We start from the raw sequence: 24816 nt of genomic DNA, 5'->3' as shown, positions 1-24816 counted from the left end.
ATGTTGATATGGTCCCGCACCGGACGCACCCTGACCTGCACGTTGACGATCACGCTGTTCGCCCTGTTCTTCTGCCTGCCGCTGGCGGTGATCCTGATGTCCAGCCTCAGTGAACAGTGGAACGGCGTGCTGCCGAGCGGTTTCACCCTCAACCACTTCCGCCAGGCGTTCAGCGGCGCCTCCTGGGACGCGCTGGTCGCCAGTCTGGCTATCGGTTTCAGCGCCAGCCTGTTCGCGCTGTTGTGCGGCACCTGGGCGGCGCTGGCGCTGCGCCACGCGCCTGAACGCGGCCGACGGCTGCTGGGCACGCTGTTTTTCATTCCCAGCGCGGTGCCTTCGGTCTCTATCGGTTTGGGGTTGCTGGTGGCGTTCAGCCAAGGACCGCTGCAGATGAACGGCACCTTCCTGATCGTGCCCGCCGCTCACTTCGTGCTGATTTCCGCCTTTACCTTCGGCAACGTGATGGCCGGGTTGACCCGGCTACCTGGCGACTACGAGAACGTCGCCGCCAGCCTGGGCGCTTCGCCGCTGTTCCGCCTGCGCCACGTCACCCTGCCGATGATCGCCCCCTACATGATCTCCGCCTTCGCACTCAGCCTGTCGCTGTCGATGGGGGAGCTGGGCGCGACCATGATGATCTACCCGCCGAGTTGGGCGACGCTGCCGGTCACGATCTTCAGCCTGACCGATCGCGGCAGCATCGCCAACGGCGCGACGCTGACCATGATCCTGGTGGCGGCCACGCTGTTGCTGATGTTAGTGCTGGAGCGGATTGCGCAGCGGCTGACGCCGGGCGCAAAATAGCAACAAGGCGCTGCCATGGCGGCGCCTTGTTTTTAGAAACGAAGGGTCAGAACGGGTAGTCGTGATAGCCCTGCAGCTCGGAAATGCGTCGGGCGGCGACGTGCAGCAACGCCACATACTCCTCCCGCGCCGCGTCGGAAAAACGCAGCGTCGGGAAAGAGATGCTCAGCCCGGCGATCGCCACCCCGAACCGATCGAAGACCGGTACGGCGATGCAGCGGATCCCCGCCTCCTGCTCTTCGGCATCTTCGCCGAATCCCTGCGCTCGTACCCGATCCAGCACCGGCAACAGTTCGGCGGCGCTGGCCAAGGTATGCTCGGTGCTGCGGGTAAATTCAATCTGCGACAGGATCTGCGCCACCTCATCCCGATCGCGCCAGGCCAGCAGCACTTTACCGATGGCGGTGCTGTGCAGCGGGTTACGGCGTCCGATGCGCGAATACATGCGCAGGTTGTACATCGCGTCGATCTTGTGGATATAGACGATACCGTCCTCATCCAGAGCGCCGAGGTGGATGGTTTCGCGGGTGCGGTTCGACAGTTCGCACATCTGCACGTCGGCGCTGCGGATCAGATCGACGTTCTCCAACGATTTGGCGCCCAGTTCGAACAGCTTGAGCGTCAGCGCATACTTTTCCGTCTCGCCCTCCTGCGAAACGTAGCCCAGCGCTTTCATGGTCTGCAGAAAACGGTAGACGGTGCTTTTGGACATCATCACCCGTTGGGACAGTTCGGTAATGCCAATCTCGCGCTCATCGCCAAGCGCCTGCAGAATGCCGAACACTTTCATCACGGATGAGACGGCATCCGGTTGCTTGTCTGAATCTGCGTTAGCCATGGTGCATACCCTACTTAACGGTTTTGTTTCAGGAAATTTAAACAAGGGTTTCAGTATAATCGGAACAGATCGCAGCGCGCAACGCGGCTGAACGCTAAGCAATTGAAGCCAAATGGATAACCGTTGGCCCGCTCACCGCCGTTTACAATTAAGCGGACAAGGGGCATGCAATCACGGGCGAATATGATTAGCATGATAATACTCCCCTGAATAAATACCGCTGAGACCAACATGCGTCCTTGTTCCGACGGCCTCCCCGTCCCGCAACGCTATGGGGCGATCCTCGCCATCGCCCTCGGCATTACCGTATCCGTGCTCGACGGCGCGATAGCCAACGTGGCACTGCCCACCATCGCTCGCGATCTCAACGCCAGCCCGGCCAGCTCCATTTGGGTAGTCAACGCCTATCAGTTGGCGATCACCGTGTCTCTGCTGTCGCTGGCGTCGCTCGGCGATCTGGTCGGCTATCGCCGCATCTATCAGGCCGGATTGCTGGTGTTCAGCATCACCTCACTGTTCTGCGCCCTGTCCGACTCGCTGCTCACCCTGACCATCGCCCGCGTGCTGCAGGGCTTTGGCGCCGCCGCCATCATGAGCGTCAACACCGCGCTGATCCGCATCATCTACCCGCAGCGTTTTCTCGGCCGCGGCATGGGCATCAACTCGCTGATTGTCGCCTGCTCCTCGGCGGCCGGGCCGACGGTGGCGGCCGCTATCCTGTCGGTCGCGTCCTGGCAATGGCTGTTCGCCATCAACCTGCCGATCGGCATCGTCGCGCTGCTGCTGGGGATGAAATTCCTGCCGGCCAACGGCCAGAAAAGCGATAACCGCCGTTTCGATCCCACCAGCGCGGTGCTGAACGCGCTGACCTTCGGCCTGCTGATCACCGCCATCAGCGGCTTCGCCCAGGGCCAGAGCCTGACGCTGATCTTCAGCGAAATCGCCGCACTGCTGGCGATTGGCGCGGTGTTCGTGCGCCGTCAGTTGCGCCAGGAATTCCCTCTGCTGCCCGTCGACCTGCTGCGTATCCCGATCTTCGCCCTGTCGATGGGCACCTCAATCTGTTCGTTCGCTGCGCAAATGCTGGCGATGGTGTCGTTGCCGTTCTTCCTGCAAAGTGCATTGGGCCGCGACGAGGTGGCGACCGGGCTGCTGCTGACGCCGTGGCCGCTGGCGATCGTGGTGATGGCGCCGATCGCCGGTCGGCTGGTGGAGCGCGTGCACGCCGGCCTGCTGGGCTGTATTGGGCTGGCGGTGTTCGCGCTCGGGCTGTTTTCGCTGGCGCTGCTGCCGGCGGCGCCGTCGAATATGGACATCATCTGGCGCATGGTGCTGTGCGGCGCCGGCTTCGGCCTGTTCCAGTCGCCCAACAACCACACCATCATCTCCGCCGCGCCGCGCAACCGCAGCGGCGGCGCCAGCGGCATGCTGGGCACCGCCCGCCTGCTGGGGCAAACCTCGGGGGCCGCGCTGGTGGCGCTGATGTTCAACCTGTTCCCTACCTCCGGCACCCACGCTTCGCTGATCCTGGCCGGCGTGTTCGCTACCCTGGCGGCGGCGGTCAGCGGCCTGCGCATCACCCAATCGACCGCGCAAACGGCGCAGCCCAGCCGCGAGGTGAAATAGAGGACATTGAAAGAGCCGGAACCCAATCGATTTTAAAACCGACGCGGCCTGCCTGAGCCGGGCCGCGTCGAGTGCGATGCAGGCCTGGCGTCAGTCGCCGCTCCTCAAAGGGCTGCGGCCTTGTCGTAGACACGCTAAATAGGCGTCGTCATCCGGATACCAGCCAACAATGCGTTGGCCGTCGTTATCCACCCCCTCGAAGCCCTTCAGTAAGCCAGGGACGAACATCCGCTTTATCAGATCTTCGGCCTGCGCGCTGTCGATGCGGCAATCGCAGCGCGTGTCTCCGTCAACCTGAACGAAGTTCTGCAACGAAGCGAGACACCGCGCGTCGAGATCGCCATGGACATGGATAAACTCCCCCGTCTCTACCAGAGTGAGCGCGGTCAGGTCTCCCCCCACCACGAATGCGCCGTCGTTTCCTGAGCTGCAATAGGCGTGGCGTATGCGGACATCATCACGCACGACCAGTCCGCCCCAGCAAATCAGCGTATCCGCCTGCAGCCGACCCAGCACGACAATGCCGCCGTCCTCGCGCTGCGGTGACACCGCCAGGCATCCTTCCACGATCACATCGCCGTCCACGATCAGGTAATCGTACTCGTGGCTGTCGTGCTCGTCGGGGAAAAATGCCGGGAGGTGAAGATCGCCTGAATGCCAGCGAATAGCCGGCTGTTCAGCATCGTCATCATGCCGGTTGAACAGTTCCGCAACCGCATCAGCGATACCGCTTGTCAATTCGGCCAGGCGCGCCGGTAGCTCATCACCGTTGAGTAAGGGAAGGTGGTTGATTTTCATAGGGCCTCAGGGACAAATGTCATTGCGCCAAAGCATATAACATGCGCCTCCAAAGCCAAACAACCGGCCGTGACCGAGCACGATGCGGCTTACCCACTCACCGGGTGAACGGGCATCGCACCTGCCCAGGCTGAGAGGCAGAAAGACGCTATTTGCAGGTGGGCTTCAGGGACTTCGGACGCTGCTGCGCAGCATTAACGCCCGTAGACTTTGGTGAGGCGCTTTACCTCATTCATTGCCGAATTTCATTGTTGAATCCGTCACCGCCGCTGACCAAGCGGTTCAGGTATGCCATAAAAAAAACCCCGGCAAGCCGGGGTTTTCCTTTCATTCAGCCGATTATTTCAGGTACTGGCCGGAACGCAGCGCTTCGATACGCTTGTCGAGCGGCGGATGCGACATGAACAGCTCGCTGAACGACTTGGATTTGCCGTTGATGCAGAACGCCATCATGCTGCCCGCTTCCTGCGGTTCATAGCTGGTTTTCAGACGCTGCAAGGCGGCAATCATCTTCTCGCGGCCCACCAGTTTGGCGGAGCCGGCGTCGGCATAGAACTCGCGGTGACGCGAGAACCACATGGTGATGATGCTCGCCAGGATGCCGAACACCAGTTCCAGCACCATCGACACCGCGAAGTAAATCATCGGGTTGCCGTTGCCTTCCCCTTCGCCATCACCGTCGCGGTTGCCGAGGAAACCGGCGGCGACCTGCGCGATCAGGCGTGAAATGAAGATGACGAAGGTGTTCACGATGCCCTGAATCAGGGTCATGGTCACCATATCGCCGTTGGCAACGTGGCTGATTTCGTGCGCGATGACCGCTTCCGCTTCGTCGCGGCTCATGCTCTGCAGCAGGCCGGTGCTGACGGCGACCAGCGAGGCGTCGCGGCGTGCGCCGGTAGCAAAGGCGTTGATGTCCGGCGCGTGGTAGATAGCGACCTGCGGCATGGCGATGCCCGCCTGCTGCGACTGACGGCGTACCGTTTCCAGCAGCCAGTTTTCGGTTTCGTTACGCGGTTGTTCAATCACTTCCCCGCCGACGGAGCGCAGCGCCATCCACTTGGACATCAGCAACGACACGAAAGCGCCGCCGAAGCCGAACAGACCGGCCATGATCATCAGGCCCTGAACGCTACTGGATTGGATTCCTGTCAGGCTGAGCACCAGCCCGAAAACCAACATCACCGCCAGGTTGGTGAGCAGGAACAGAGCTATACGCATCATAAAATGTTTACTTCCTCATAAATGTTAACAAAACGCTGTCTAAGATACCCTAGATCGTATGGGCATTCGTCACAGTTTCAAGAGTCGCGCGTCATTAACCTACTAAAAATACGAAACTTTACAAAAACGGCGCGCGACCGGGATTTGGCAAATTGTAAACGATTGTTGCGCAAGGCGGAGGTTTTTTTACCCTAAATTTGTCAGGCGATGCATCAGCCCGCCTCCCTTCATCCAGCAGGGAGGCGGGCCTTCGCGTCGCCATAAAAAAACGCACCCGAGGGTGCGTTTTTCATCCTGCCGTAGGCGGCCTTATTTGGCCGGCGTTGGCTGCTGAGCGGGCTGATCTTTTTCCAGATGAGCCAGGTCCAGCGCGATATGCACAGATTCATCCAGGTACGGATCCGGTTCCTGGTAATCCTTCGGCAGATCGTCGAGCGATTTCAGCGGCTTCTTGCCCGCGCGCTCCAGGCGCTCGTTGATGCGTTTCAGACGGGTCGCGTCGTCATCGTGGTTCTCTTTCTCGCGCACCGCCAGATTGAGGGACACGATGTTGCGTTTATCCTTCAGCGCCTTGTAATGCGCGATATCCTGCGCGATGTACTGGAACTCCGGATTTTGCGCAATGCGCTGCTGGTGATCTTTCAGCAGTTCCGGCTCGAACGGCGTCATATCGCCGGTCTTGCTGTAGGTCGCCGCATTGATGCTGTCCCACGGCATGGCGTTGTCTTCAAACGCTTCGCCGGTTTCCGCCGGATCGACGCCGGTCGGCATCAGAATGTCCGGCGTCACGCCCTTGCGCTGGGTGCTGCCGCCGTTGACGCGGTAGAACTTCTGAATGGTGTACTGCACCGAACCGAGCGCCGGCCACTCAGGGCGCAGCATCTGATCGTAGATGCGGTTCAACGAACGGTACTGCTGCACGGTGCCTTTACCGAAGGTCGGTTCGCCGACGATCAGCGCGCGGCCGTAATCCTGCATCGCCGCCGCGAAGATCTCGGAGGCGGAGGCGCTGAAGCGATCGACCAGCACCACCAGCGGGCCTTTGTAGTAGGTCACGCCGTCGGTGTCGGCGTCTTCACGCACTTTGCCGTTGTTATCGCGCACCTGCACCACCGGGCCGCTCGGAATGAACAGGCCGGACAGCGACACCGCTTCAGTCAGCGCGCCGCCGCCGTTGGTGCGCAGGTCGATGATCACGCTCTTGACGTTCTGCTTGGCCATCTTCTGCAGCTGCACTTTCACGTCATCGGTCAGACCGACGTAGAAGCCGGGGATGTCGAACACCGCCACCTTCTCTTTGCCGACGGTCTTGATGGTCATTTTCACCGCGCGGTCTTCCAGGCGAATGCGCTCGCGGGTCAAGGTGACCACGCGGGTTTTGGTGCCCTTGCCGGCCGGCAGGACTTCCAGGCGCACCTTGCTGCCCTTCGGCCCTTTGATCAACGACACCACGTCGTCCAGACGCCAGCCGATCACGTCCACCATCGGTTTGCCGGCCTGGCCGACGCCGACGATGCGATCGCCTACGGTGATCGCCTTGCTCTTCGCCGCCGGGCCGCCCGGCACCATCGAGTTGATCAGGGTGTAGTCGTCATCCATCTGCAGCACCGCGCCGATGCCTTCCAGCGACAGGCTCATCTCGGTGTTGAACTGCTCGGTGTTGCGCGGAGACAGATAGTTGGTGTGCGGGTCGATTTCATGCGCAAAGGCATTCATCGCCAGTTGGAAGACGTCTTCGCTGTTGCTTTGCGTCAGGCGCTTGATGGCGAACTGATAACGCTTGGTCAGCGTGTCGCGGATTTCTTTGTCGGTCTTGCCGGTCAGCTTGAGGTTCAGCTCGTCATAGGTGACTTTCGCATCCCACAGGCTATCCAGCTCGGCCTTGTCTTTCGGCCACGGCGCTTTGCTGCGGTCGAGATCGATAGTGCCGTTGCCGGTGAAGTTCATCGGCTTGTCCAGCAACGACAACGCATAGGTGTAACGCTCGAAACGGCGTTTCTGCGCCAGATTGAACAGCGCGTAGAAGGTGTCCAGCTTGCCGGTTTTCAGCTCTTCGCCAACCTGATTGCGTTTGCCGGCGAACTGCGCCACGTCGGAAGCCAGCAATACGTTATGGTTGTAGTCCAGCATGTTCAGGTAGCGATCGAAGATCTTGCCTGAAAACTCCGCGTCAAGGGCGAACTGGCGGTAATGAGAGCGAGTGAAGCGCGAGGTAACGCGCTCACTCACCGTAGCGTGCTGGGGTTCCTGTTGCAGTTGGGGCAGTTGGCCGATGCGGATGTTGGCTGTTTCCGCGCCGTAACTGACACCCGCCCACAGCAGCCCTGCAATCGCTGTTAATCTGACGAATTTGTTCATGCCTGGGTTGGCCTCCGTATCAGAACTGCAAGTGTTCTGCGCGCACAATCATCGCCAGACCGGAAGAGAGCTGCACACGTACGCCATCTTTAGCGATTTCGAGTACGGTAGCATCCATCGCGCTCTTGCCTGCTCTGACTTTGATTTCCTGGCCAATTTGCAGTTTAGAGATATCCGTGACTGGCGCATAACGCGGCTGGCTTTCCTCTTTGGCTGCACGAGGTTGGCGAGCGGGCTGTGGGCGAGTTTGTGGGCGCGGCTTGCGGTTTTCCGGCGCGGCTCCGCCTTCGCGACGTGCAGCGGGCTTTTTACCGGCTGGACGCGGACGGCGTGGCGCAGCATCGGCGGATTCGCCGGCGGCTTCACGTTTTTTGGCGTTTTGTTCGGCACGCTGTGCCTGAACGCGCGCTTTGGCTTCTTCAAGCTGCTGGCGAGCATGATCGACATGCTGCTGTTCCAGTTCACCGCACGGATTGCCGTCCAGATCGACGCGCTGCGCGCCGACTTTAACGCCGTACAGGTAACGCCAGCTTGAGGTGTACAGGCGCAGGGCAGAACGCAATTGCGTTTTGCTGAGATTCTCTTCCCCCTGCACGCGCTCTACCAAATCCTGAAAAATACCGATTTTCAGCGGACGAGCTTCGCCTTCGGCGCTAAAGCAGAGCGGAAAACGCTCGGCAAGAAAAGCAATGACTTCTTTACTAGAGTTCAACTTAGGTTGATTTTCCATGAAATTTCCTGATTACAACGGTATTGCCAACAAGCCACAGGCATGAACAGGCGTCATTATAATGACGCCATCGGTAATTGCCACGTTAACCGTCGATCAACTTGCCGCCACAGTCACATATTTCGCACTGTCGCACTGTTCCAGTTGCTCACAAAGCCCCGCCACCACTGCTTTCAGGCCCGCTTCGTCCCGTTCGTCGAAGCGTTGATAAACCGTGCTATCGATATCCAAAACGCCGATCGTCCGGCCGCCAACCACCAGCGGCAGCACGATTTCCGCGTTGCTGGCCGCATCGCAGGCGATATGGCCCGGGAACGCATGCACGTCGCCGACGCGCTGCACGCGATTTTCCGCCACCGCCGTGCCGCACACGCCCTTGCCCACCGGGATGCGCACGCAGGCGATCTTGCCCTGGAACGGCCCCAGCACCAGCTGATCGCCCTCCATCAGATAGAAACCGACCCAGTTCACGTCATCCAGACGCTCGTTGAGCAAGGCGCTGGCGTTGGACAGCGCCGCGATAAAGTTGGTCTCCCCGCCGAGCAACGCGCTCAGATCACGTTTTAATTCCGCGTAGAATTGTTCTTTTGTCATGTGATAACCATTGAAACAGTGAAGATGGCCAGAAGCCCAAAGCTTAGGCCCTATAAAATAAGCATTAAATGCGTATAGCCACAAGGTTAATCATCTGTTGCTTCACAAAACCCCGTCGCTCGGGGTATGTTTGCCGCTCAGAATCCCGGTTTACCTCGTTTTACCGTCCGGCGCCCGATCGCCAGTGACGCGGCCGGTTTATTTTTCAGCTACGCTGACAGTTCCGGCGGGCTCAAGGGCAGCGACTTGTCAAAAATGAAAATACACGCGATCACCGCCCCCCTTTCCAAAGCGCGCCACCAACGCTGCTGCGAGTGCGATCTGCTGTTCATGCTGCCGCCGCTCAGCGGCAATCAGGCCGCTTATTGTCCGCGCTGCAACGCCAAGGTGGTGCACGGCCGCGACTGGTCGATGACGCGTCTGACCGCCATGGCGATCACCATGCTGCTGCTGATGCCGTTCGCCTTCACCGAACCGCTGATCAGCATCCGCCTGCTCGGCACGCGCATCGACGCCAGTTTGCTGGAGGGCATCTGGCAGATGAGCCGCCAGGGCGATCCGCTCACCGCCAGCATGGTGGCGTTTTGCACCCTCGGCGCCCCGCTGACGCTGGCACTGTCGTTGCTGTACCTGCGCTTCGGCCACGCGCTCGGCATGAACCTGCGCCCGGTGCTGCTGATGCTGGAACGGCTGAAAGAGTGGGTGATGCTGGACATTTATCTGATCGGCATGGCGGTGGCGGCCATCAAGGTGCAGGATTACGCCGACATCCAGGCGGGCAGCGCGCTGATCGCCTACCTGTCGCTCACCCTGCTCAGCATCCTGACGCTGATCCACGCTAACCTGGAGCAGCTGTGGGAGCGTTACTATCCGCAGGAACAGCCGGAAGGCCCGCCGGCGGCACTGCATATTTGCCTGTCCTGCCACTATACCGGCTACCCTGACGCGCGCGGCCGCTGCCCGCGCTGCCATGTGCCGATGTGCCACCGCCAGCCCTACAGCCTGCAGAAAACCTGGGCGGCGCTGATCGCGGCGATGATCCTGCTGATACCGGCCAACCTGCTGCCGATTTCCATCATTTACGCCAACGGCGTGCGGCTGGAAGACACCATCTTCTCCGGCGTGGTCTCACTGGCCACCTCCGGCAACGTGCCGATCGCCGCCATCGTGTTCATCGCCAGCGTGCTGGTGCCCTTCACCAAGGTGATCGTGCTGATCACGCTGTTGCTGAGCATCCACTTCAAAACCTCGCACAGTCTGAAGACGCGCATTCGTCTGCTGCGCCTGGTCACCTGGATCGGCCGCTGGTCGATGCTCGATCTGTTCGTTATCGCCTTGATGATGTCGCTGGTAAATCGCGATCAACTGTTATCTTTTACTATGGGACCGGCCGCGTTTTACTTTGGCTCGGCGGTCATTTTGACTATTCTTGCCGTTGAATGGCTCGATAGCCGATTGATTTGGGATGCACATGCAACAGGAAACGCCGACTACACCGACTGAAGCGCGGGTCAAGAACAAACGCCGCATTTCACCGTTCTGGTTACTGCCGTTCATCGCCCTGCTGATCGCCGGGTGGCTGGTCTATAACAATGTCCAGGAGCGCGGCACCACCGTCACCATCGATTTCCAATCGGCGGCGGGCATCGTTGCCGGCCGCACGCCGGTGCGCTACCAGGGCGTTGAGGTCGGCACGGTGCAAAAAATCAGTCTGAGCAAAGATCTGCGCAGCATCGTGGTGGAGGCCAGCATCAAAAGCGATCTGGAAGACTCGCTGCGCGAAGGCACCCAGTTCTGGCTGGTGACGCCCAAGGCCTCGCTGGCCGGGGTGTCCGGCCTCGATGCGCTGGTCGGCGGCAACTATATCGGCATGATGCCCGGCAGCGGCAAGGAGCAAACCCACTTCACCGCGCTCGATACCCAGCCGAAGTACCGCCTGAACACCGGTGAACTGATGATTCACCTGCACGCCGACGATCTCGGCTCGCTCAACAGCGGCTCGCTGGTCTACTACCGTAAAATTCCGGTCGGCAAGGTGTATGACTACACCATCAGCGAAGGCAACAAGGGCGTGACCATCGACGTACTGATCGACCGCCGCTTCGCCAACCTGGTGAAGAGCAACAGCCGCTTCTGGAACGTTTCCGGCTTCAAGGGCGATTTCAGCCTGTCCGGCGCCACGGTGCAGATGGAGAGCCTGGCGGCGCTGGTCAACGGCGCCATTGCCTTCGATTCTCCGGCCGATGGCCAGCAGGCCAAGGGCGATCAGAGCTATACCCTGTATCCTGATCTGGCCCACAGCCAGCGCGGCGTCAATATCCTGCTGGATCTGCCGAGCGGCAACAGCCTGAGCGAAAACCGCACGCCGCTGATGTACCAGGGGCTGCAGGTCGGCACCCTGACCAAGCTCACGTTGCAACAGGACAGCAAAGTGGTCGGTGAACTGACCATCGATCCTTCGGTGGTCGATCTGATGCGCAGCGGCACCCGCATCGTGATGCGCAGCCCGCGCATCAGCCTCAACGACGCCAAGCTTAGCCAGTTGCTGACCGGCACCACGCTGGAGCTGGTGCCGGGCGAAGGCGAGCCGCAGCAGCGCTTCAACGTGCTGGACAGCAGCGAAACGCTGTTGCAACAGCCTGGCGTGCTGACCGTTACGCTGAATGCGCCGCAAAGCTACGGCATCGACGTCGGGCAGCCGCTGGTGGTGCACGGCGTGAAAGTCGGCCAGATCCTGAGCCGCACCTTGACCGCCGGCGGCGTGGTATTCACCGCCGCCATCGACGCGCAGTACCGCGGCCTGCTGCACAAAGACAGCAAATTCGTGGTCAACAGCCGTCTCGACGTCAAGCTGGGCATTGACGGCATGGAAGTGCTTGGCGCCAGCGCCCAGGAATGGGTAGACGGCGGTGTGCGCATTATTCCCGGCAGCAAGGGGGAACCGGGCGGCCAATACCCGCTGTACGCCAACAGCGAAAAAGCCGAGGAAGGCATCGTCGGCAACGCCCCCGCCACCACCCTGACCCTCAGCGCCACCAGCCTGCCGGACGTGCAGGCCGGCTCGGTAGTGCTGTACCGCAAATTCCAGGTGGGCGAGATCGTCAACGTTCGGCCGAAGGCCAACGAGTTTGAGGTGGACGTCTACATCAGCCCGGAATACCGCAAGCTGCTGACGCGCGAAAGCATCTTCTGGGCCGAAGGCGGCGCCAAGGTGCAGCTCAACGGCAGCGGGCTGACGGTGCAGGCTTCGCCGCTCAACCGCGCGCTGAAAGGCGCCATCAGCTTCGATAATCTACAGGGCGTGACGCTGAACAAAGGCGCCAACCGCGTGCTGTACGCCAGCGAAACCGCCGCCCGCGCGGTGGGCAGCCAAATCACGCTGAAAACCTACGACGCCAGCAAGCTGTCGGCGGGCATGCCGCTGCGCTACCTCGGCATCGACGTCGGACAGGTAGAGTCGCTGCAGCTGGCGCCGGAGCGCAACGAAGTGTTGGCCAAAGCGGTGCTGTATCCGGAATACGTGCAGACCTTCGCGCGCCTGGGCAGCCGCTTCTCGATCGTGTCGCCGGAGATCTCCGCCGCCGGCGTCAGCAATCTCGATACCCTGCTTCAACCTTATATCAACGTGGAGCCGGGGCGCGGCCGCGAGCTGCGCACCTTCGAGCTGCAGCAGGCCAGCATCACCGACTCGCGCTATCTCGATGGCCTGAGCGTCGTGCTCGACGCGGCCGAAACCGGCTCGCTGCAGATCGGCACGCCGGTGCTGTTCCGCGGCGTGGAGGTCGGCACCATCACCGGTTTCTACCTTGGCGCCATGTCCGACCGGGTGCACGTTGCGCTGCGCATCAGCAAGAAGTATCAACATCTGGTGCGCAACAACAGCGTGTTCTGGCTGGCGTCGGGTTACAACCTGCAGTTCGGCCTGACCGGCGGCGTGATCAAGAGCGGCACCTTCCAGCAGTTCATTCGCGGCGGTATCGCCTTCGCCACCCCGCCGACCATTCCGCTGGCGCCGAAAGCGACGCCGAACAAGCACTTCCTGCTGAATCCGGAAGAGCCGAAGGACTGGAAAACCTGGGGCACCGCCATTCCGCGCGATTAACTTTCGCGTTTTCCTCAGGGCCCGGCAATGCCGGGCCCTGTTTTTTTCCGCTTTGTGATAAACTCTCGCCCTTGTCTTTATTGCACCCTGAGAGTTCGCCCGTGGCCAAATCCACCGCCGTTTTTCTGCCCCCCGCTTTCCTTGACGCCACCCGCGCCATCATGCCCGCCGAGCTGGCGATGGACGATTTTATCGCCGCCTGTCAACGCCCGCTGCGCCGTAGCCTGCGCGTCAACACGCTGAAAATCAGCGTCGCCGACTTCCTGGCGCTGGTGCAGGATTACGACTGGCGACTGGAGCCCATTCCCTGGTGCGCGGAAGGGTTCTGGATCGAGCGCGACGATGAAAAACTGCGTCTGGGCAGCGCCGCCGAACACCTGAGCGGTCTGTTCTACATTCAGGAGGCCAGTTCGATGTTGCCGGTCAGCGCGCTGTTCGCCGGCGACGCGGCGCCGACTCGGGTGCTGGACGTGGCGGCGGCGCCGGGCTCCAAAACCACCCAGATCGCCGCGTTGATGGGCAACCAGGGCGGCATCGTCGCCAACGAATACTCCGCCAGCCGGGTGAAAGTGCTGCACGCCAATATCAGCCGCTGCGGCGTGAAGAACACCGCGCTGACCCACTTCGACGGCCGGGTGTTCGGCGCCGCGCTGCCGGAAAGCTTCGACGCCATTCTGCTCGACGCCCCCTGCTCCGGTGAAGGCGTGGTGCGTAAAGATCCGGACGCCATGAGCAACTGGTCGCCGGACAGCGTCGCCGAGATCGCCGCCACCCAGCGCGAGCTGATCGACAGCGCGTTTCATGCGCTGGCGCCGGGCGGCGTGATGGTTTATTCCACCTGCACGCTCAATGCGCAGGAAAATCAGCAGGTGGTGCGCTGGCTGCTGGACACCTATGGTGACGCGGTCAGCGTCGAGCCGCTGGGTGAGCTGTTCCCCGGCGCCGGCAAGGCATTGACCGCCGAAGGCTTCCTGCACGTCTTCCCGCAGATTTACGACAGCGAAGGCTTTTTCGTCGCCCGTCTGCGCAAACAGCATGCCGTAGCGCCGTTGGCGAAGCCGACCTATAAAGTCGGTAAGTTTCCGTTCAGCCCGCTGTCCGGCAAAGAGGCGGCGCTGGTCGCCCAAGCCGCCGCCGCATCCGGCTTAACCTGGGGCGATGACAGCCGGCTGTGGGAGCGCGATAAGGAAATCTGGCTGTTCCCGGCCGAGCTGGAGCCGCTGTTCGGCAAGGTGCGCTTCTCGCGTATCGGTCTCAAGCTGGCGGAACGCTTCCCGAAAGGTTTCCGTTGGCAGCACGAAGCGGCGATCGCCCTCGCAGGCGCCGGCGGCAAACAGCATTTCGAGCTGGACGCCGCGCTGGCCCAGGCGTGGTATCACGGCCGCGATCTCTACCCTGAGCAGCCACCGGCGGGCGACGAGTGCATCGTCACCTATCAGGGGCAACCGCTGGGCATCGCCAAACGCATTGGCAGCCGCATCAAAAACAATTTGCCGCGTGAACTGGTGCGGGATGGCGCGCTCGATTTCCACCTGTAAATAATACCGCGCCGGGGAATGAAACTCCCCGGCGATAAAATAACACTAATAATATTCCCATCGCCGTTCGTTATTATTCTAATCATTTCACTTTATCGGTATACCTCGCCTACAAGCCCCGCCATACGGGGAATGAGAATAAAAAGTTTCTCGTTTTCATCAAGACAATTCCCGATTCTTATTCTATTAATTAAAGTGCAGCTAAATGAATACGTTCAACCCACCTCTGGGTGGCGTCTTTGCGGGCTTTCTCTCATACGGCAAGGAATATAAGATGAAAAAAACTCTGATGGCATTGACCTCGGTAGCAACCCTGCTGTGCGCCAACGGCGCGGCTAACGCAGCAGGCACCATTCAAGGCACGTTAGGCGTGACGCTGACCATCGGCGCCGGTTGCGTCGTGGGGGGCGGCAGCAGCAGCGGTTCCGTCAACGACTTCGGCTCCATCAGCTTCGGTACTTACTCTTCACTGGCCAACATTATCGACGCCAGCGCCACCGGCGCAGGGGGGGCCGGTACGCTGTCATTGACCTGCACTACCGGCACAGACTACACGGTGGCGCTGGACAACGGACTCCACGTCACTTCAGGCACCCAACGCCGCATGGCCAGCACGGCAGGCGCATTCATCAGCTATAACCTGTACCAGGATGCCGCACGCACCACCGCCTGGGGCAGCGGTGCCAACGCGCGGACCGGTACCGGCACCGGCGCCGCCGTTCCGCTGATCGTGTATGGCCGCGTACCGGCGGCCGGCTCTACCCCGGCGGCGGACACCTATAACGACACCGTCACGATGACGGTCACCTGGTAACGGTGCGGCGCGCGCTCTGCTGCTGCGGATTATGGGCGTGCAGCCTGTTGGCGCAGGCCGACAGTAAAACCGCGACCCTCGGCGTCAGCGCGACCTTGCTCAGCGCCTGTGAGGCCGGCAGCAGTTCAGGCGGCAACGTCAGCTTCGGCACGCTGAATTTCGGCACGCTGTATTTTCTCAGCACCGCAACCAGCGTCGCCGGGCAGCAAAACGCCGGCGCCATTCGGGTGAAATGCACCAACGGCACCAGCTACAGCGTTCTGCTTGGCGGCGGGCAAAGCGGCAATACCGCTACCCGCTACCTGCAAAGCGCGGCGGGCCAACGGGTGAATTACAACCTGTATACCAACGCCGCCCACAGCACCATTTGGGATAATCTGACGGGCGTGTCACAAACCGCCAACGGTGCGGACAACTGGTTGCCGGTCTATGGCATGATTCCGGCGCAGTCCACGCCCCCGACAGGCAGCTACACCGATACGGTACAGGTCACGATCAATTGGTAATGACGATGCGCGCTTCCATTTGCGGTTTGCTGTTCTGTCTGCCGCTTTCCCCGGCCCAAAGCGATACCGGCGTCAACGATTTGACCAAAAGCCAGCCGTTCACCGTCAATGCAACCGTGGTAAAAGGCTGCGTATTGGGCAGCGGCGTCAGTGACGTGACCACCTTCGGCACCCTGAACTTCGGCCAACTGTCCTCGCTGAGCAACGCAGTCAGCGTCGTCTCCAGCAGCGGCGCCGGTTCGGTGCTGTTTCGCTGCAACCCGGGGCTGAGCGTCACGCTAGCCCTCGGCGTCGGCAATCACGTGACCGGATCCATCGCCGGCGGCAGAAAATTACAAAACGCCGTCACGTCTGAAACGCTGCTGTATCAACTTTATCAAGACAGCAACTACGCCACCCTTTGGGGAGATGGCGCCAACGGCGGCGCGGCGCAGACCGTCGCCGCCACCGGCAGCACGCAAGAAATCAAGGTTTACGCCCGTCTGTTTTCGACCAGTACCCTGCCCACCAGTGGCGTTTACAGCGATACGGTCTTGTTGACGGTCACTTATTAAGTTTTTTGCAATAAGGATTGAGTTATGCGCATACCCTTCCGTCTGCCGTTAACGGCAGCCTTGCTCCTGGCAAGCCAACAGCACGCCCTGGCCGCGGCTTCCATTCTCATCTGGCCGATCGATCCGGTGATTGAAGATCAACAACAGGCCACCGCGCTGTGGCTGGAAAATCGCGACAGCAAACCGGTCTATATGCAAATTCGCGTGTTGGGTTGGCAGCAAACCGCCGGCAAAGACGATTACAGCAACCAAAGCGACGTGATCGCCAGCCCGCCGGTGGCGTCGATCGCGCCAGGCAAACGCCAGCTGATACGCCTGATCAAACAGTCGGCGCCGGCGGCGGGACAGGAGCGGGCCTACCGCATTTTGGTCGATGAAGTGCCGGTGAAAGAACCATCGTCGAGCGCCGCTCCCGGCGGTGCGGAGATGGGGCTGAAATTCCAGATGCGCTACTCGGTGCCGCTGTTCGTCAGCGGCAAGGGCATCTGGACCAAACAGGACAGCGAAAAACCGCGCGATTACGCGACCGCCAGCCAACCCCTGCTCAGCTATCGTCTACAGCAGCAAAGCAGCGAACGCTGGCTGGAGGTGCGAAATCAAGGCGCAGTGCATGCCCGTATATCGAAAGTGACGCTGCAAGGCCGCAGCCTGAATCCCGGCCTGATGGGATACGTGCTGCCCGGTTCACAGATGCGCTTCGCCTTGCCGCCCGCCGGCGGTTTCAGCAGCGGCAAGCTGATGGCCACGGTCAATGACAACAAACAGCCCGTAGCCATTCCGTCTTATTGAGGCCCAGGTGCAGCCGACAGGGAGGCTATCGACGCGGCGCTTCAGCCTTAAGCCGCTGGCGTGTGCCATGCTGAGCATGGCGGCCGGCGGCTGGCTGCCGTTTGCGCTCGGCGACGATCTGCCGCCGCCGCCCAGCGCCATCAGCATGCCGGACACCACGCTGTATCTGGAGCCGGTCGTCAACGGGCGCCAAACCGGCAACGTCGTGCCGGTCAACTACCGCGGCGGCCATTACTACATGACGCCCCAACAACTGCTCGACGCCGGGCTGCCGGTAGCGGATAAACAGGCGAAAGAAATCGCCGTCGATCGGCTGGAGAAGGTGGATGTCAGCTACAGCGGCGAGAGCCAGCAGTTGCTGATCAACGTGCCCAACGACTGGTTGCCGCAGCAAACCATCGACGCCCGTTCACCGTTGCAGCGCTTGCCGGCGCAAAGCAGCCTCGGTTTGCTGTTCAACTACGACATCTACGCCAGCCAAAGCAACGGCAATGGCCGGCCGGGCTACCTGTCGGCGTGGAGCGAACAGCGGCTGTTCGACGGGTTCGGCGTCGTCGCCAACACCGGCATCTACCGCAGCGGGTTTAACGGCGGGCCAAACGACGATGGCGGCCGCTATATTCGGTATGACAGCTACTGGCGTTTCAACGATGACCAGCGGATGTTGAGTGTGATCGCCGGTGACCTAACCACCGGCTCGCTCCCCTGGAGCAGCGCCGTGCGCATCGGCGGCTTGCAATTGGCGCGCAATTTCGCGGTGCGCCCGGATCTTATCACCTACCCGCTGCCGCAGTTTTCCGGCCAGGCGGCATTGCCCAGCAGCGTCGATTTATACATCAACAGCTATAAAAACAGCACCACCAACATCAATCCCGGGCCGTTTACCCTCAACAGCGTGCCCTACATTAACGGCGCGGGTCAGGCCACCGTCGTCACCACCGACGCCCTCGGCCGCCAGGTCAGCACCACGGTACCGTTCTACGTGGCCAGCAACCTGCTGCAGACCGGCATGAGCGATTTCAGCATTTCCACCGGTTTGCTGCGGCGCAACTACGGGTTGAATTCTGCCGATTACGGGCAATGGGTAGGCAGCGCCAGCTTACGTTACGGCGTCACTGACTGGTTAACCCTGGAAGGGCGCGCCGAAGGCGCAGCCGAGTTGGCGGTCGGCGGCGGCGGCGCCGACATTCGCATCGGACAATGGGGGGTTTTCAACGCGTCCTACAGCGTCAGCCAGGCCGGCGACGAAGCGTTTAACGGCGGCAGGCCGATACAATCCCCCACGTATTATGACCCGCTGACCGGCAGGCCGTTGCAACAGCCGGATCCCCAGCCCGTCTATCGCTACACCGGCAACCACGGCGATCAGAGCAGTTTTGGCTACACCTACAGCAACTCACGCTTCAGCCTCAACGCGCAACGCATCCTGCGCAGCGCCGATTTTGGCGACATTTCCGTGTATAAAAGCGACTACCGTCTGAGCCGCCGCACCGATCAGTTGACCGGCAGCGTCAGCCTGGGCCGGCTCGGCAGCCTCGGCGCCGGTTATTTTGACGTTCGCGACGCCATCGCTCAACGAACCCGCCTGGTGAACCTGTCCTACAGTGTGTCGCTTTGGCGCAACAGCAGCCTGTACGCCTCGCTGAACCGGGAAATCGGCAGCAGCGGTTACAGCGCCCAACTGCAGCTCTCGATTCCGTTCGACAGTTGGGGCACGGCCAGCTTCAGCGCCGCGCGCGACAACAACAACCGCTGGAGCGAACGCGTCAGCTACAGCCGCGCCGCACCGACCGATGGCGGTTTCGGTTGGAATCTGGCCTACGCCAATAACCCGAGCGGCGGCGATTACCGCCAGGCGGATCTGACCTGGCGAACCCGCAGGCTCGAAGCCCGCGCGGGCGTATACGGCACCCGCGATGAAACCAACCACTGGGGAGAAATCAGCGGTTCGCTGGTGGCGATGAACGGCGGCGTATACGCCACCAACACCATCAACGATGCCTTTGCGCTGGTGTCCACGCAAGGATACGCCGACATTCCGGTGAGCTATGAGAACCAGCCGATCGGCAAGACCGATGCCCAGGGCTATTTACTGGTGCCGACCGTCACCTCTTACTACCATGCGAAATTCCAGATTGATCCGCTCAGCCTGCCCGCCGACGTCGCGCTGCCGACGGTGGAAAAAACCGTCGCCATTCGCGATCACAGCGGTTTTCTGGTCGAGTTCCCCATCCAACCCATCTCCGCCGCCGACGTCGAACTGGTTGACGAGCAAGGCAAACCGCTGGCCAACGGCAGCCAGGTGGCGGTGGTTGGCGGCCGTCAGCAGAGCTATGTCGGTTGGGATGGCATGACCTATATCGACCCGGTGCAACAACACAATCGCCTGAGCGTGATCCCGGCCGACGGCGGCCCGCCATGCCAGGCGGAATTCAGTCTGGCGAAGCCTCAGGGCATCCAGCGCGTCGGCCCGGTTGTCTGCCGCTAATTCAACGACGGAGAGTCACTATGTTTCGGGGATTGAAAGCCTTATTGTTGACCCTTTCACTGCTGCTCTGTCAGCGCGCATTCGCCGACTGCGCCACCACCAACGGCACCGTCACCTTACCGGGGAGCAGCTCTTTCGTGGTCTACAATGGGCAGATCAACGCCCAGGGCACCGCCGGCCTCAACTGCACCGGCCTCGGCCTCAATTTGCTCACGCAAAACACCGTCACGGTCAAGATCGCCTCCACCACCAACAATATGGCGGTTGCCAACACCGACGGCTCCGGCGATAAAATCGCTTACCTGATCTACCCCGACGCCAACTACCAATATCCTTACAGCATCGGCCAAACCATCGACTACAGCTCGCTGAACCTGCTGTCGCTGATCCTGATTTCCTCCAACGTCAACTTTCCGCTGTATATCAAAACCACCGCCGGCGCCAACGTGCGCGCAGGAACCTATACCGACAGCATCAACCTGATCTGGAATTACCATATTTGCGGTCTGGGCGTGCTCGGCCTGTGCGTTTGGTGGGATGGCGTCGACAAACCCAGCACGGTCAGCGTCAGCGTCACCATCACCAAAGATTGCCTGATCGGCACCGCACCCAACGTCAACTTCGGCAGCATGGCGTTGGTCGGACAGTTCAATCCCGTCAATCAGAGCATTACCCTGACCTGCACCAAAACCGAGGGATACAACACCTATTTCACCAACGGCAATAACCCGGTCACCGGTTGGCGGCGCATGAAAAGCGGCACCAGCAATTTCATGCAGTATCAGATTTACCTGCCAAATACGACGACCGTTTGGGATAGCACCAACAAACAGAGCGGCGCCGGCACCGGCCTGGCGCAAAGCATCCCGTATAAGGCGGCGGTCAATGCGGCGCAGACGGAAGTGGCGGTCGGCAGCTATCAGGACAACCTCAGTTTTGTGGTGGAGTACTAGGCGTTGTGTTTTGCCGGCGTGGAAATTGTTTCCAAAATGTAATTTTTATGTGGCATTTTTTGCTCATTTGGCTATGCTCTTACCGATGACCGCACTGGTCTAACCTCCTACCACACCATTGAGCAAGGAGTTCCCATGAGCAAAACCGTCGTAAAAATTGGCAGCTTCGAGGTCGATGACGCGCATCTTCACGCCGGCGCCGACCGCGCCGGCACCCTGAGCATTCCCTGCAAGTCCGATCCGGATCTGTGCATGCAGCTGGACGGCTGGGATGAACACACCAGCATCCCGGCGATCCTCGACGGCAAACAGTCGCTGCTGTACAAGCAACACTACGATCGGCAGGCGGACGCCTGGGTGATGCGGCTGGCATGAAAATGCCTCAGAACTGCTGACGACGCGCTGTTTTCATCGGAAACAGCGCGTTTTTTATGCGATGGCGATGCCGCGGCCGGCAAAGAAAGGGGCGAAGCGGTTGAGTGACAGCTGTACGTGCTCACGCGTCGCCGGGCTGTCGCCCGAAGGATTATGGAAGGTCACGCTTTGCGCATCGGCGGCGGTGATCAGCACCAGATGCCCGCCCCTGTGCGGCGGTGCGCTCTCCGGCCGGCGAATGGCGGGATGCACCGAGGCGATAAAGTAACGGTATTCGCTAAGCAGCGCCGGCACGTCGGCAGCCGCCAGCCCCACCTTCACCTCCGCTTGCAGCGCGAACTGCTCTCGCACGTACTCGACGAACGGCGCGTAAATCAGGCCCTTGATCCGCTCACCCTCGCGCACATAGGCGCCATAGGGCAGGCTGCGCCGCGCTAGCTCCAGCAGCGGCGGCGCTGCGCCGTCGCGATGGCCCAGCACCATTTTCAGGCAGGCCATGCCGCACACGTGGTTGGCCCACTCGATGTACTCGACCCGATCGCGGGCGCCGCTGCGCGCCCAATTTTCGTCTTGCGCCAGCGTCGCGCGGCCGGCTATCAGATCGGCGGCCAACGCCGGGCTCGCCCACTGGCACTCGTAGGGAACGGCGCGCATAAGATTAGAATTTGTCGACGACTTTGAAATTCATCAGCACCAGCGTCATGTCCGGCGAGAACAGATCGTACTCTTCGAAGAAGCGCTGCAGCTCTTTGCGCCAATGCGCCAGCGAGCGATCGCCCTCGCCTTCGGCAAAGGCGTGCGCTTCATCGACCTGATCGTAAGTTTTCATTTCCACCGCGGTCAGCTCGACCGCGCAGACCGGCTCCCCCTTGCCATCCACCACCAGGAACAGATCGCCGGCCTGCGGGATCCCTTCGCCGTCCAGGTTGGAACAGGTGGCCGTTTTGGTGCCATTGAGGATCAATTGCACCACTTCATCGGCCTGCTGCTCGGTATCGCCGAATGCCCAACGCTCAAGGTGTTCGTATTTCTGTGGAATTGCCGTCGCCATGATTATACCTTTTGGAAAAATGCCTCAATGCAGACAGGATAGTACAACGTATTGCCGGCCGTCTGCACCCGTCGCAGGCGCGACTGCGCATTCCACCACCGCCGTCTTTACGCGTTTTTACCGTTCTTCGCTGTGCCTGTCGCGCTGCGGGGCGCATACTGTGAACATTATTCACCCAATGGCGTCCGCCAGGCGGTAACATGCGGCAAAATGACATCGATGCTGACGATACGTTCAGCGACTTACTCAACGGCGTCGCGTTAGTGACGCTTTTCCTCATCCTCTTCGCCGGCGGGTGGTATTTCAGCTAAAAAGGAAGGCGACGTGGCGACAAAACGCATGGGCAACAAGCTCAGTAAAATGGTCGTGGTGCTGCTGCTGATCTGCCTGGCGCTGCTGCTGTTGCGTTGGGCGGCGATCGCCTTCGGTTAATCCCGCGAAACGACGCCGGCAACGCCGGCGCCCTGTTCACCGCCGCCGTGGCGCAGTCGGCTCCAGCAACTCCCGCAAATAGGCCAAACGCGCCTCCTCCTGAAGCAACCAGCGGCGACACAGCCAATGCTGCGTTTCACCCGTGCGGCTCAGGCGGTAGTACTCCGCCAAGGTTTCGACCCAGTTCATGATGTTTTCTCCTGCTTTTCGACAACGCAAGTATTGAGCGTAAAAACCAGAAGAAATACTGATGGCTTGTTTTTTATGCTTCCTGTTTTAGGCGGCGGGTAGCGAAGCCGCAGCTCAGCTGCTACATTGGGCAAAAATCAATCCACCGAGGTGTAGGCCATGACGTTCTCGGAACAGGAGATTAAACCCGTATGGGATGAGGTCGCACGCCTGATCGGCGATGGCGTGATGCAACTGCGTCATCGCGGCGAAGCGCTGTCGGTGGAAACGCTGGAAAAACATCTGACGCGGCAGTTGGCCGAGAGCAACGACATCGAACGGCGTATCCTGCTCGGCGCCGCCATCAACATGCTGAAAGGCGGAAAATGAATCGCCAACCGAAGAAGGTTGGCGATCCGACAGAAGCCCGAGGTATGCAAGCCCGGCCTTCTGCGCGCTACTATGTCACGCTAATATGACGTAATTAATAGGAATTGTCGGGTTTTTGCCCAAAATGCCCTATTTTTGTTGCCTGCATCAGGCCAGCACGAAATCCCCCGCATCCAGCGGCTGTCCCACCACTTTCACCAGGAAATCACTGCCGTCAAAGCCGCCGCCCAGGTTGATCGCCACGTCACTGACGTGATTTTGCGCATCGTAGCTCAGCGTCGCCTCGCCTGCCTTGCCGCTGAACTGATCGACGAAGCGGATGCCGTCGGCGCTGCCGGTGTTGAACAGCGTCAGATCGATCTTGTCCTCGCCGCGCACGAAGTCGCGGATCCAATCCGGCGCCGCCGCCGTCGACTCATCCGCCGCAAAGTAGACGAAGGTGTCCTTGCCGGCGCCGCCCCACAGCTGATCCGCCCCTTTGCCGCCGTACAGCACGTCATCGCCCGCGCCGCCCTTGAGCACGTTATCGGCGGCGTTCCCTACCAGCACATCGTTACCCGACCCGCCGATGGCGTTTTCAATCGTTACGCCTGCGGCGATAGACACGTTGCCTTTCAGGCCGCCGACGTCCGAGAACGCCTTTTCATTCAGATTGATGCGCTGATTCTGGCCGAAGCCGGAGAAGTCGAAGGTGTCGTTGCCGCCGGCGTCCCAGGCGGTGAAGATTATCTTGTCCTGCGCGCCGGTGGCGGTGAGGAAGTCGCGATCGGTGTTGGAATTGAAACCGTAAACCGTGTCGCCGGTGCGGGTGTTCATGTTGGCGCCGTAGAAATGCTGGATCGCCGTGATGTCGTTGAGCAACGGCCCGGAAGAGTACGCGCCTTTAAAGTCCTGCCCGGTGTTGCTTTCGCTGAAATAGCTCATCAGGCTGTGCGCGCGGCTGTCCTCAAAGTAGGTCGCGTCTTTAGCGTAGGTGATGCTGACGCCCGGCGCGGCGTTATAGTCGCCCGGATGCTGCAACCCCAACGCATGGCCGATTTCATGGGTGAAGGTCTGGCGACCGTACTCGTTCTCATGGATCTGGTTGTTGACGAAGGTAGGGTTCTTGGCGTTATACCAGGTTTGCCCGGCGACCGAAGGCGAGGAGTCCGGGTTATACGCGAAGGCATAAGAGCCGCGCGAGCTGTAGTCGAACAGGCCGAATTTGATGTTGGCGGCGGCGGTGTTGCTGGTTTCGGTGAAGGTGATGTTAGCCACGTCTGACCATGACTGCAGCGACAGTTTAGCCTGCTCGCGCTGTTCGGCGTTAAAGCTGCTGAAGCCGCTGATGCTCATGCTCGACATGTTGCCCGGCGCCTTTTCCCAGAAGCTGTAGGTCAGGGAGACCGGCGTGTCGGTCACGCCCTTGTCGTGCCAACTGCGATCGCCGCGCACCAGCTCCAGGCCGGCGTTTTCGAACGTTTTCGACGGATGAAGCACGGTAATGGTGTCGTCTTCATCGGGTTTATAAGCGCCCAGCAGGGCTAATACGCCTTCGGCCTTAACGGAAGCATTGCTTGATGACATAACCTTATCTCCATATTCGTCAATTCAATCGGGGGGATGCCCCAACTGGCGGATTGCCTGAACGGCAGCGGCCCGGTGTTGAATCAATACGGGGATATCGGTAATGCGCTGGCGCCTT

24 protein-coding genes are annotated in these 24816 nt (G+C 60.6%); 14 read left to right on the top strand and 10 right to left on the bottom strand.

All coding sequences use genetic code 11. From position 1 onward, the window contains the following. A complete protein-coding gene (locus ACJ8PL_RS06745) occupies positions 1-804 on the top strand; it encodes an ABC transporter permease (RefSeq protein ID WP_442530985.1) in 804 nt (267 codons plus the stop codon). A gap of 46 nt (positions 805-850) precedes the next feature. Here ACJ8PL_RS06745 and kdgR read toward each other — a convergent pair whose 3' ends face one another. Next, entirely contained in the window at positions 851-1642 is a 792-nt protein-coding gene (kdgR, locus tag ACJ8PL_RS06740) for a DNA-binding transcriptional regulator KdgR (protein WP_442530983.1), read from the bottom strand. A 231-nt stretch (positions 1643-1873) separates the two neighbouring features. On the opposite strand from kdgR, the gene ACJ8PL_RS06735 reads away from it, so the two are divergent. Beyond that, entirely contained in the window at positions 1874-3268 is a 1395-nt protein-coding gene (locus ACJ8PL_RS06735; RefSeq protein ID WP_079449316.1) for an MFS transporter, read from the top strand. A 90-nt stretch (positions 3269-3358) separates the two neighbouring features. On the opposite strand, the gene ACJ8PL_RS06730 is transcribed toward ACJ8PL_RS06735, so the two are convergent. From ACJ8PL_RS06730 to ACJ8PL_RS06710, 5 genes are all read right to left on the bottom strand, one after another. Continuing rightward, on the bottom strand, positions 3359-4066 hold the full coding sequence (locus tag ACJ8PL_RS06730; RefSeq protein WP_049300223.1) for a hypothetical protein: 708 nt from the start codon (positions 4064-4066) through the stop codon (positions 3359-3361). Positions 4067-4405: 339 nt separating this feature from the next. After that, positions 4406-5290 carry a protease HtpX gene (gene htpX / locus ACJ8PL_RS06725; RefSeq protein WP_016927998.1) on the bottom strand — a complete coding sequence of 295 codons (885 nt, stop codon included), beginning with the start codon at positions 5288-5290 and terminating at the stop codon, positions 4406-4408. Positions 5291-5599: 309 nt separating this feature from the next. Beyond that, complete coding sequence (prc, locus tag ACJ8PL_RS06720; protein ID WP_016927999.1) at positions 5600-7648, bottom strand: carboxy terminal-processing peptidase; 2049 nt, start codon at positions 7646-7648, stop codon at positions 5600-5602. 19 nt (positions 7649-7667) lie between these two features. Then, the gene (proQ, locus tag ACJ8PL_RS06715; protein WP_004931497.1) at positions 7668-8378 is read right to left on the bottom strand and encodes an RNA chaperone ProQ; all 711 of its coding nucleotides are present in this window, start codon (positions 8376-8378) and stop codon (positions 7668-7670) included. 96 nt (positions 8379-8474) lie between these two features. Then, positions 8475-8972, bottom strand: coding sequence for a GAF domain-containing protein (locus tag ACJ8PL_RS06710; protein WP_079449318.1), 498 nt, complete (start codon positions 8970-8972; stop codon positions 8475-8477). Positions 8973-9227: 255 nt separating this feature from the next. Between ACJ8PL_RS06710 and yebS the strand changes: the two genes are divergently transcribed. The 10 genes from yebS to ACJ8PL_RS06660 all read left to right on the top strand — a co-directional run bounded on the left by yebS (position 9228) and on the right by ACJ8PL_RS06660 (position 21091). Continuing rightward, positions 9228-10475 (top strand): membrane integrity lipid transport subunit YebS, encoded by a 1248-nt coding sequence (yebS, locus tag ACJ8PL_RS06705; RefSeq protein WP_028128162.1) that lies wholly within the window; start codon positions 9228-9230, stop codon positions 10473-10475. After that, on the top strand, positions 10444-13074 hold the full coding sequence (locus tag ACJ8PL_RS06700; protein ID WP_015377667.1) for a PqiB family protein: 2631 nt from the start codon (positions 10444-10446) through the stop codon (positions 13072-13074). Before yebS ends, ACJ8PL_RS06700 begins: the two co-directional genes overlap by 32 nt. 101 nt (positions 13075-13175) lie before the next feature. Beyond that, entirely contained in the window at positions 13176-14612 is a 1437-nt protein-coding gene (rsmF, locus tag ACJ8PL_RS06695; RefSeq protein ID WP_097102274.1) for a 16S rRNA (cytosine(1407)-C(5))-methyltransferase RsmF, read from the top strand. 274 nt (positions 14613-14886) lie between these two features. Then, entirely contained in the window at positions 14887-15426 is a 540-nt protein-coding gene (locus ACJ8PL_RS06690; RefSeq protein WP_016928005.1) for a Csu type fimbrial protein, read from the top strand. 2 nt (positions 15427-15428) lie between these two features. Then, positions 15429-15932 (top strand): Csu type fimbrial protein, encoded by a 504-nt coding sequence (locus ACJ8PL_RS06685; protein WP_097102275.1) that lies wholly within the window; start codon positions 15429-15431, stop codon positions 15930-15932. A gap of 5 nt (positions 15933-15937) precedes the next feature. Beyond that, positions 15938-16486 carry a Csu type fimbrial protein gene (locus tag ACJ8PL_RS06680; protein WP_086013591.1) on the top strand — a complete coding sequence of 183 codons (549 nt, stop codon included), beginning with the start codon at positions 15938-15940 and terminating at the stop codon, positions 16484-16486. Between the two features lie 24 nt (positions 16487-16510). Next, entirely contained in the window at positions 16511-17275 is a 765-nt protein-coding gene (locus tag ACJ8PL_RS06675) for a fimbrial biogenesis chaperone (RefSeq protein WP_033640548.1), read from the top strand. Positions 17276-17342: 67 nt separating this feature from the next. Beyond that, positions 17343-19763 carry a fimbria/pilus outer membrane usher protein gene (locus tag ACJ8PL_RS06670; RefSeq protein ID WP_176519327.1) on the top strand — a complete coding sequence of 807 codons (2421 nt, stop codon included), beginning with the start codon at positions 17343-17345 and terminating at the stop codon, positions 19761-19763. Positions 19764-19783: 20 nt separating this feature from the next. Further along, a complete protein-coding gene (locus ACJ8PL_RS06665) occupies positions 19784-20716 on the top strand; it encodes a Csu type fimbrial protein (protein WP_079449321.1) in 933 nt (310 codons plus the stop codon). A 135-nt stretch (positions 20717-20851) separates the two neighbouring features. Next, positions 20852-21091, top strand: coding sequence for a DUF1480 family protein (locus ACJ8PL_RS06660; protein WP_004931517.1), 240 nt, complete (start codon positions 20852-20854; stop codon positions 21089-21091). Positions 21092-21145: 54 nt separating this feature from the next. Here ACJ8PL_RS06660 and ACJ8PL_RS06655 read toward each other — a convergent pair whose 3' ends face one another. Both ACJ8PL_RS06655 and ACJ8PL_RS06650 read right to left on the bottom strand, forming a co-directional pair. Next, the gene (locus ACJ8PL_RS06655; RefSeq protein WP_097102277.1) at positions 21146-21745 is read right to left on the bottom strand and encodes a papain-like cysteine protease family protein; all 600 of its coding nucleotides are present in this window, start codon (positions 21743-21745) and stop codon (positions 21146-21148) included. A 4-nt stretch (positions 21746-21749) separates the two neighbouring features. Next, positions 21750-22142: an ASCH domain-containing protein gene (locus tag ACJ8PL_RS06650; protein WP_004931522.1), complete on the bottom strand. Its 393-nt coding sequence runs from the start codon at positions 22140-22142 to the stop codon at positions 21750-21752. 339 nt (positions 22143-22481) lie between these two features. On the opposite strand from ACJ8PL_RS06650, the gene yniD reads away from it, so the two are divergent. Next, positions 22482-22574, top strand: coding sequence for a small membrane protein YniD (gene yniD, locus ACJ8PL_RS06645; RefSeq protein ID WP_016928013.1), 93 nt, complete (start codon positions 22482-22484; stop codon positions 22572-22574). Between the two features lie 36 nt (positions 22575-22610). Here the strand turns inward: yniD and ACJ8PL_RS06640 are convergent, their stop codons facing one another. Beyond that, on the bottom strand, positions 22611-22763 hold the full coding sequence (locus ACJ8PL_RS06640) for a hypothetical protein (protein ID WP_162835083.1): 153 nt from the start codon (positions 22761-22763) through the stop codon (positions 22611-22613). Positions 22764-22922: 159 nt separating this feature from the next. On the opposite strand from ACJ8PL_RS06640, the gene ACJ8PL_RS06635 reads away from it, so the two are divergent. After that, the gene (locus ACJ8PL_RS06635; protein WP_016928015.1) at positions 22923-23132 is read left to right on the top strand and encodes a hypothetical protein; all 210 of its coding nucleotides are present in this window, start codon (positions 22923-22925) and stop codon (positions 23130-23132) included. A 147-nt stretch (positions 23133-23279) separates the two neighbouring features. Here ACJ8PL_RS06635 and ACJ8PL_RS06630 read toward each other — a convergent pair whose 3' ends face one another. Beyond that, positions 23280-24698 (bottom strand): serralysin family metalloprotease, encoded by a 1419-nt coding sequence (locus ACJ8PL_RS06630; RefSeq protein WP_016928016.1) that lies wholly within the window; start codon positions 24696-24698, stop codon positions 23280-23282. Positions 24699-24816 lie beyond the last annotated feature (118 nt).

The organism is Serratia sp. CY83965 (genome assembly GCF_052166375.1).
Classification (GTDB): domain Bacteria; phylum Pseudomonadota; class Gammaproteobacteria; order Enterobacterales; family Enterobacteriaceae; genus Serratia; species Serratia marcescens.
Note: the sequence above shows the minus strand (reverse complement) of the source record. Positions and strands in the feature narration are given on the sequence as shown.

Bases quoted from the DNA above. Each gene is read 5' to 3' on its own strand.
- ACJ8PL_RS06745 (WP_442530985.1), top strand. From the start codon at position 1: ATGTTGATATGGTCCCGCACCGGACGCACCCTGACCTGCACGTTGACG.
- kdgR (WP_442530983.1), bottom strand. From the start codon at position 1,642: ATGGCTAACGCAGATTCAGACAAGCAACCGGATGCCGTCTCATCCGTG.
- ACJ8PL_RS06735 (WP_079449316.1), top strand. From the start codon at position 1,874: ATGCGTCCTTGTTCCGACGGCCTCCCCGTCCCGCAACGCTATGGGGCG.
- ACJ8PL_RS06730 (WP_049300223.1), bottom strand. From the start codon at position 4,066: ATGAAAATCAACCACCTTCCCTTACTCAACGGTGATGAGCTACCGGCG.
- htpX (WP_016927998.1), bottom strand. From the start codon at position 5,290: ATGATGCGTATAGCTCTGTTCCTGCTCACCAACCTGGCGGTGATGTTG.
- prc (WP_016927999.1), bottom strand. From the start codon at position 7,648: ATGAACAAATTCGTCAGATTAACAGCGATTGCAGGGCTGCTGTGGGCG.
- proQ (WP_004931497.1), bottom strand. From the start codon at position 8,378: ATGGAAAATCAACCTAAGTTGAACTCTAGTAAAGAAGTCATTGCTTTT.
- ACJ8PL_RS06710 (WP_079449318.1), bottom strand. From the start codon at position 8,972: ATGACAAAAGAACAATTCTACGCGGAATTAAAACGTGATCTGAGCGCG.
- yebS (WP_028128162.1), top strand. From the start codon at position 9,228: ATGAAAATACACGCGATCACCGCCCCCCTTTCCAAAGCGCGCCACCAA.
- ACJ8PL_RS06700 (WP_015377667.1), top strand. From the start codon at position 10,444: ATGCAACAGGAAACGCCGACTACACCGACTGAAGCGCGGGTCAAGAAC.
- ACJ8PL_RS06690 (WP_016928005.1), top strand. From the start codon at position 14,887: ATGAAAAAAACTCTGATGGCATTGACCTCGGTAGCAACCCTGCTGTGC.
- ACJ8PL_RS06680 (WP_086013591.1), top strand. From the start codon at position 15,938: ATGCGCGCTTCCATTTGCGGTTTGCTGTTCTGTCTGCCGCTTTCCCCG.
- ACJ8PL_RS06675 (WP_033640548.1), top strand. From the start codon at position 16,511: ATGCGCATACCCTTCCGTCTGCCGTTAACGGCAGCCTTGCTCCTGGCA.
- ACJ8PL_RS06670 (WP_176519327.1), top strand. From the start codon at position 17,343: ATGCTGAGCATGGCGGCCGGCGGCTGGCTGCCGTTTGCGCTCGGCGAC.
- ACJ8PL_RS06665 (WP_079449321.1), top strand. From the start codon at position 19,784: ATGTTTCGGGGATTGAAAGCCTTATTGTTGACCCTTTCACTGCTGCTC.
- ACJ8PL_RS06660 (WP_004931517.1), top strand. From the start codon at position 20,852: ATGAGCAAAACCGTCGTAAAAATTGGCAGCTTCGAGGTCGATGACGCG.
- ACJ8PL_RS06655 (WP_097102277.1), bottom strand. From the start codon at position 21,745: ATGCGCGCCGTTCCCTACGAGTGCCAGTGGGCGAGCCCGGCGTTGGCC.
- ACJ8PL_RS06650 (WP_004931522.1), bottom strand. From the start codon at position 22,142: ATGGCGACGGCAATTCCACAGAAATACGAACACCTTGAGCGTTGGGCA.
- yniD (WP_016928013.1), top strand. From the start codon at position 22,482: ATGGGCAACAAGCTCAGTAAAATGGTCGTGGTGCTGCTGCTGATCTGC.
- ACJ8PL_RS06640 (WP_162835083.1), bottom strand. From the start codon at position 22,763: ATGAACTGGGTCGAAACCTTGGCGGAGTACTACCGCCTGAGCCGCACG.
- ACJ8PL_RS06635 (WP_016928015.1), top strand. From the start codon at position 22,923: ATGACGTTCTCGGAACAGGAGATTAAACCCGTATGGGATGAGGTCGCA.
- ACJ8PL_RS06630 (WP_016928016.1), bottom strand. From the start codon at position 24,698: ATGTCATCAAGCAATGCTTCCGTTAAGGCCGAAGGCGTATTAGCCCTG.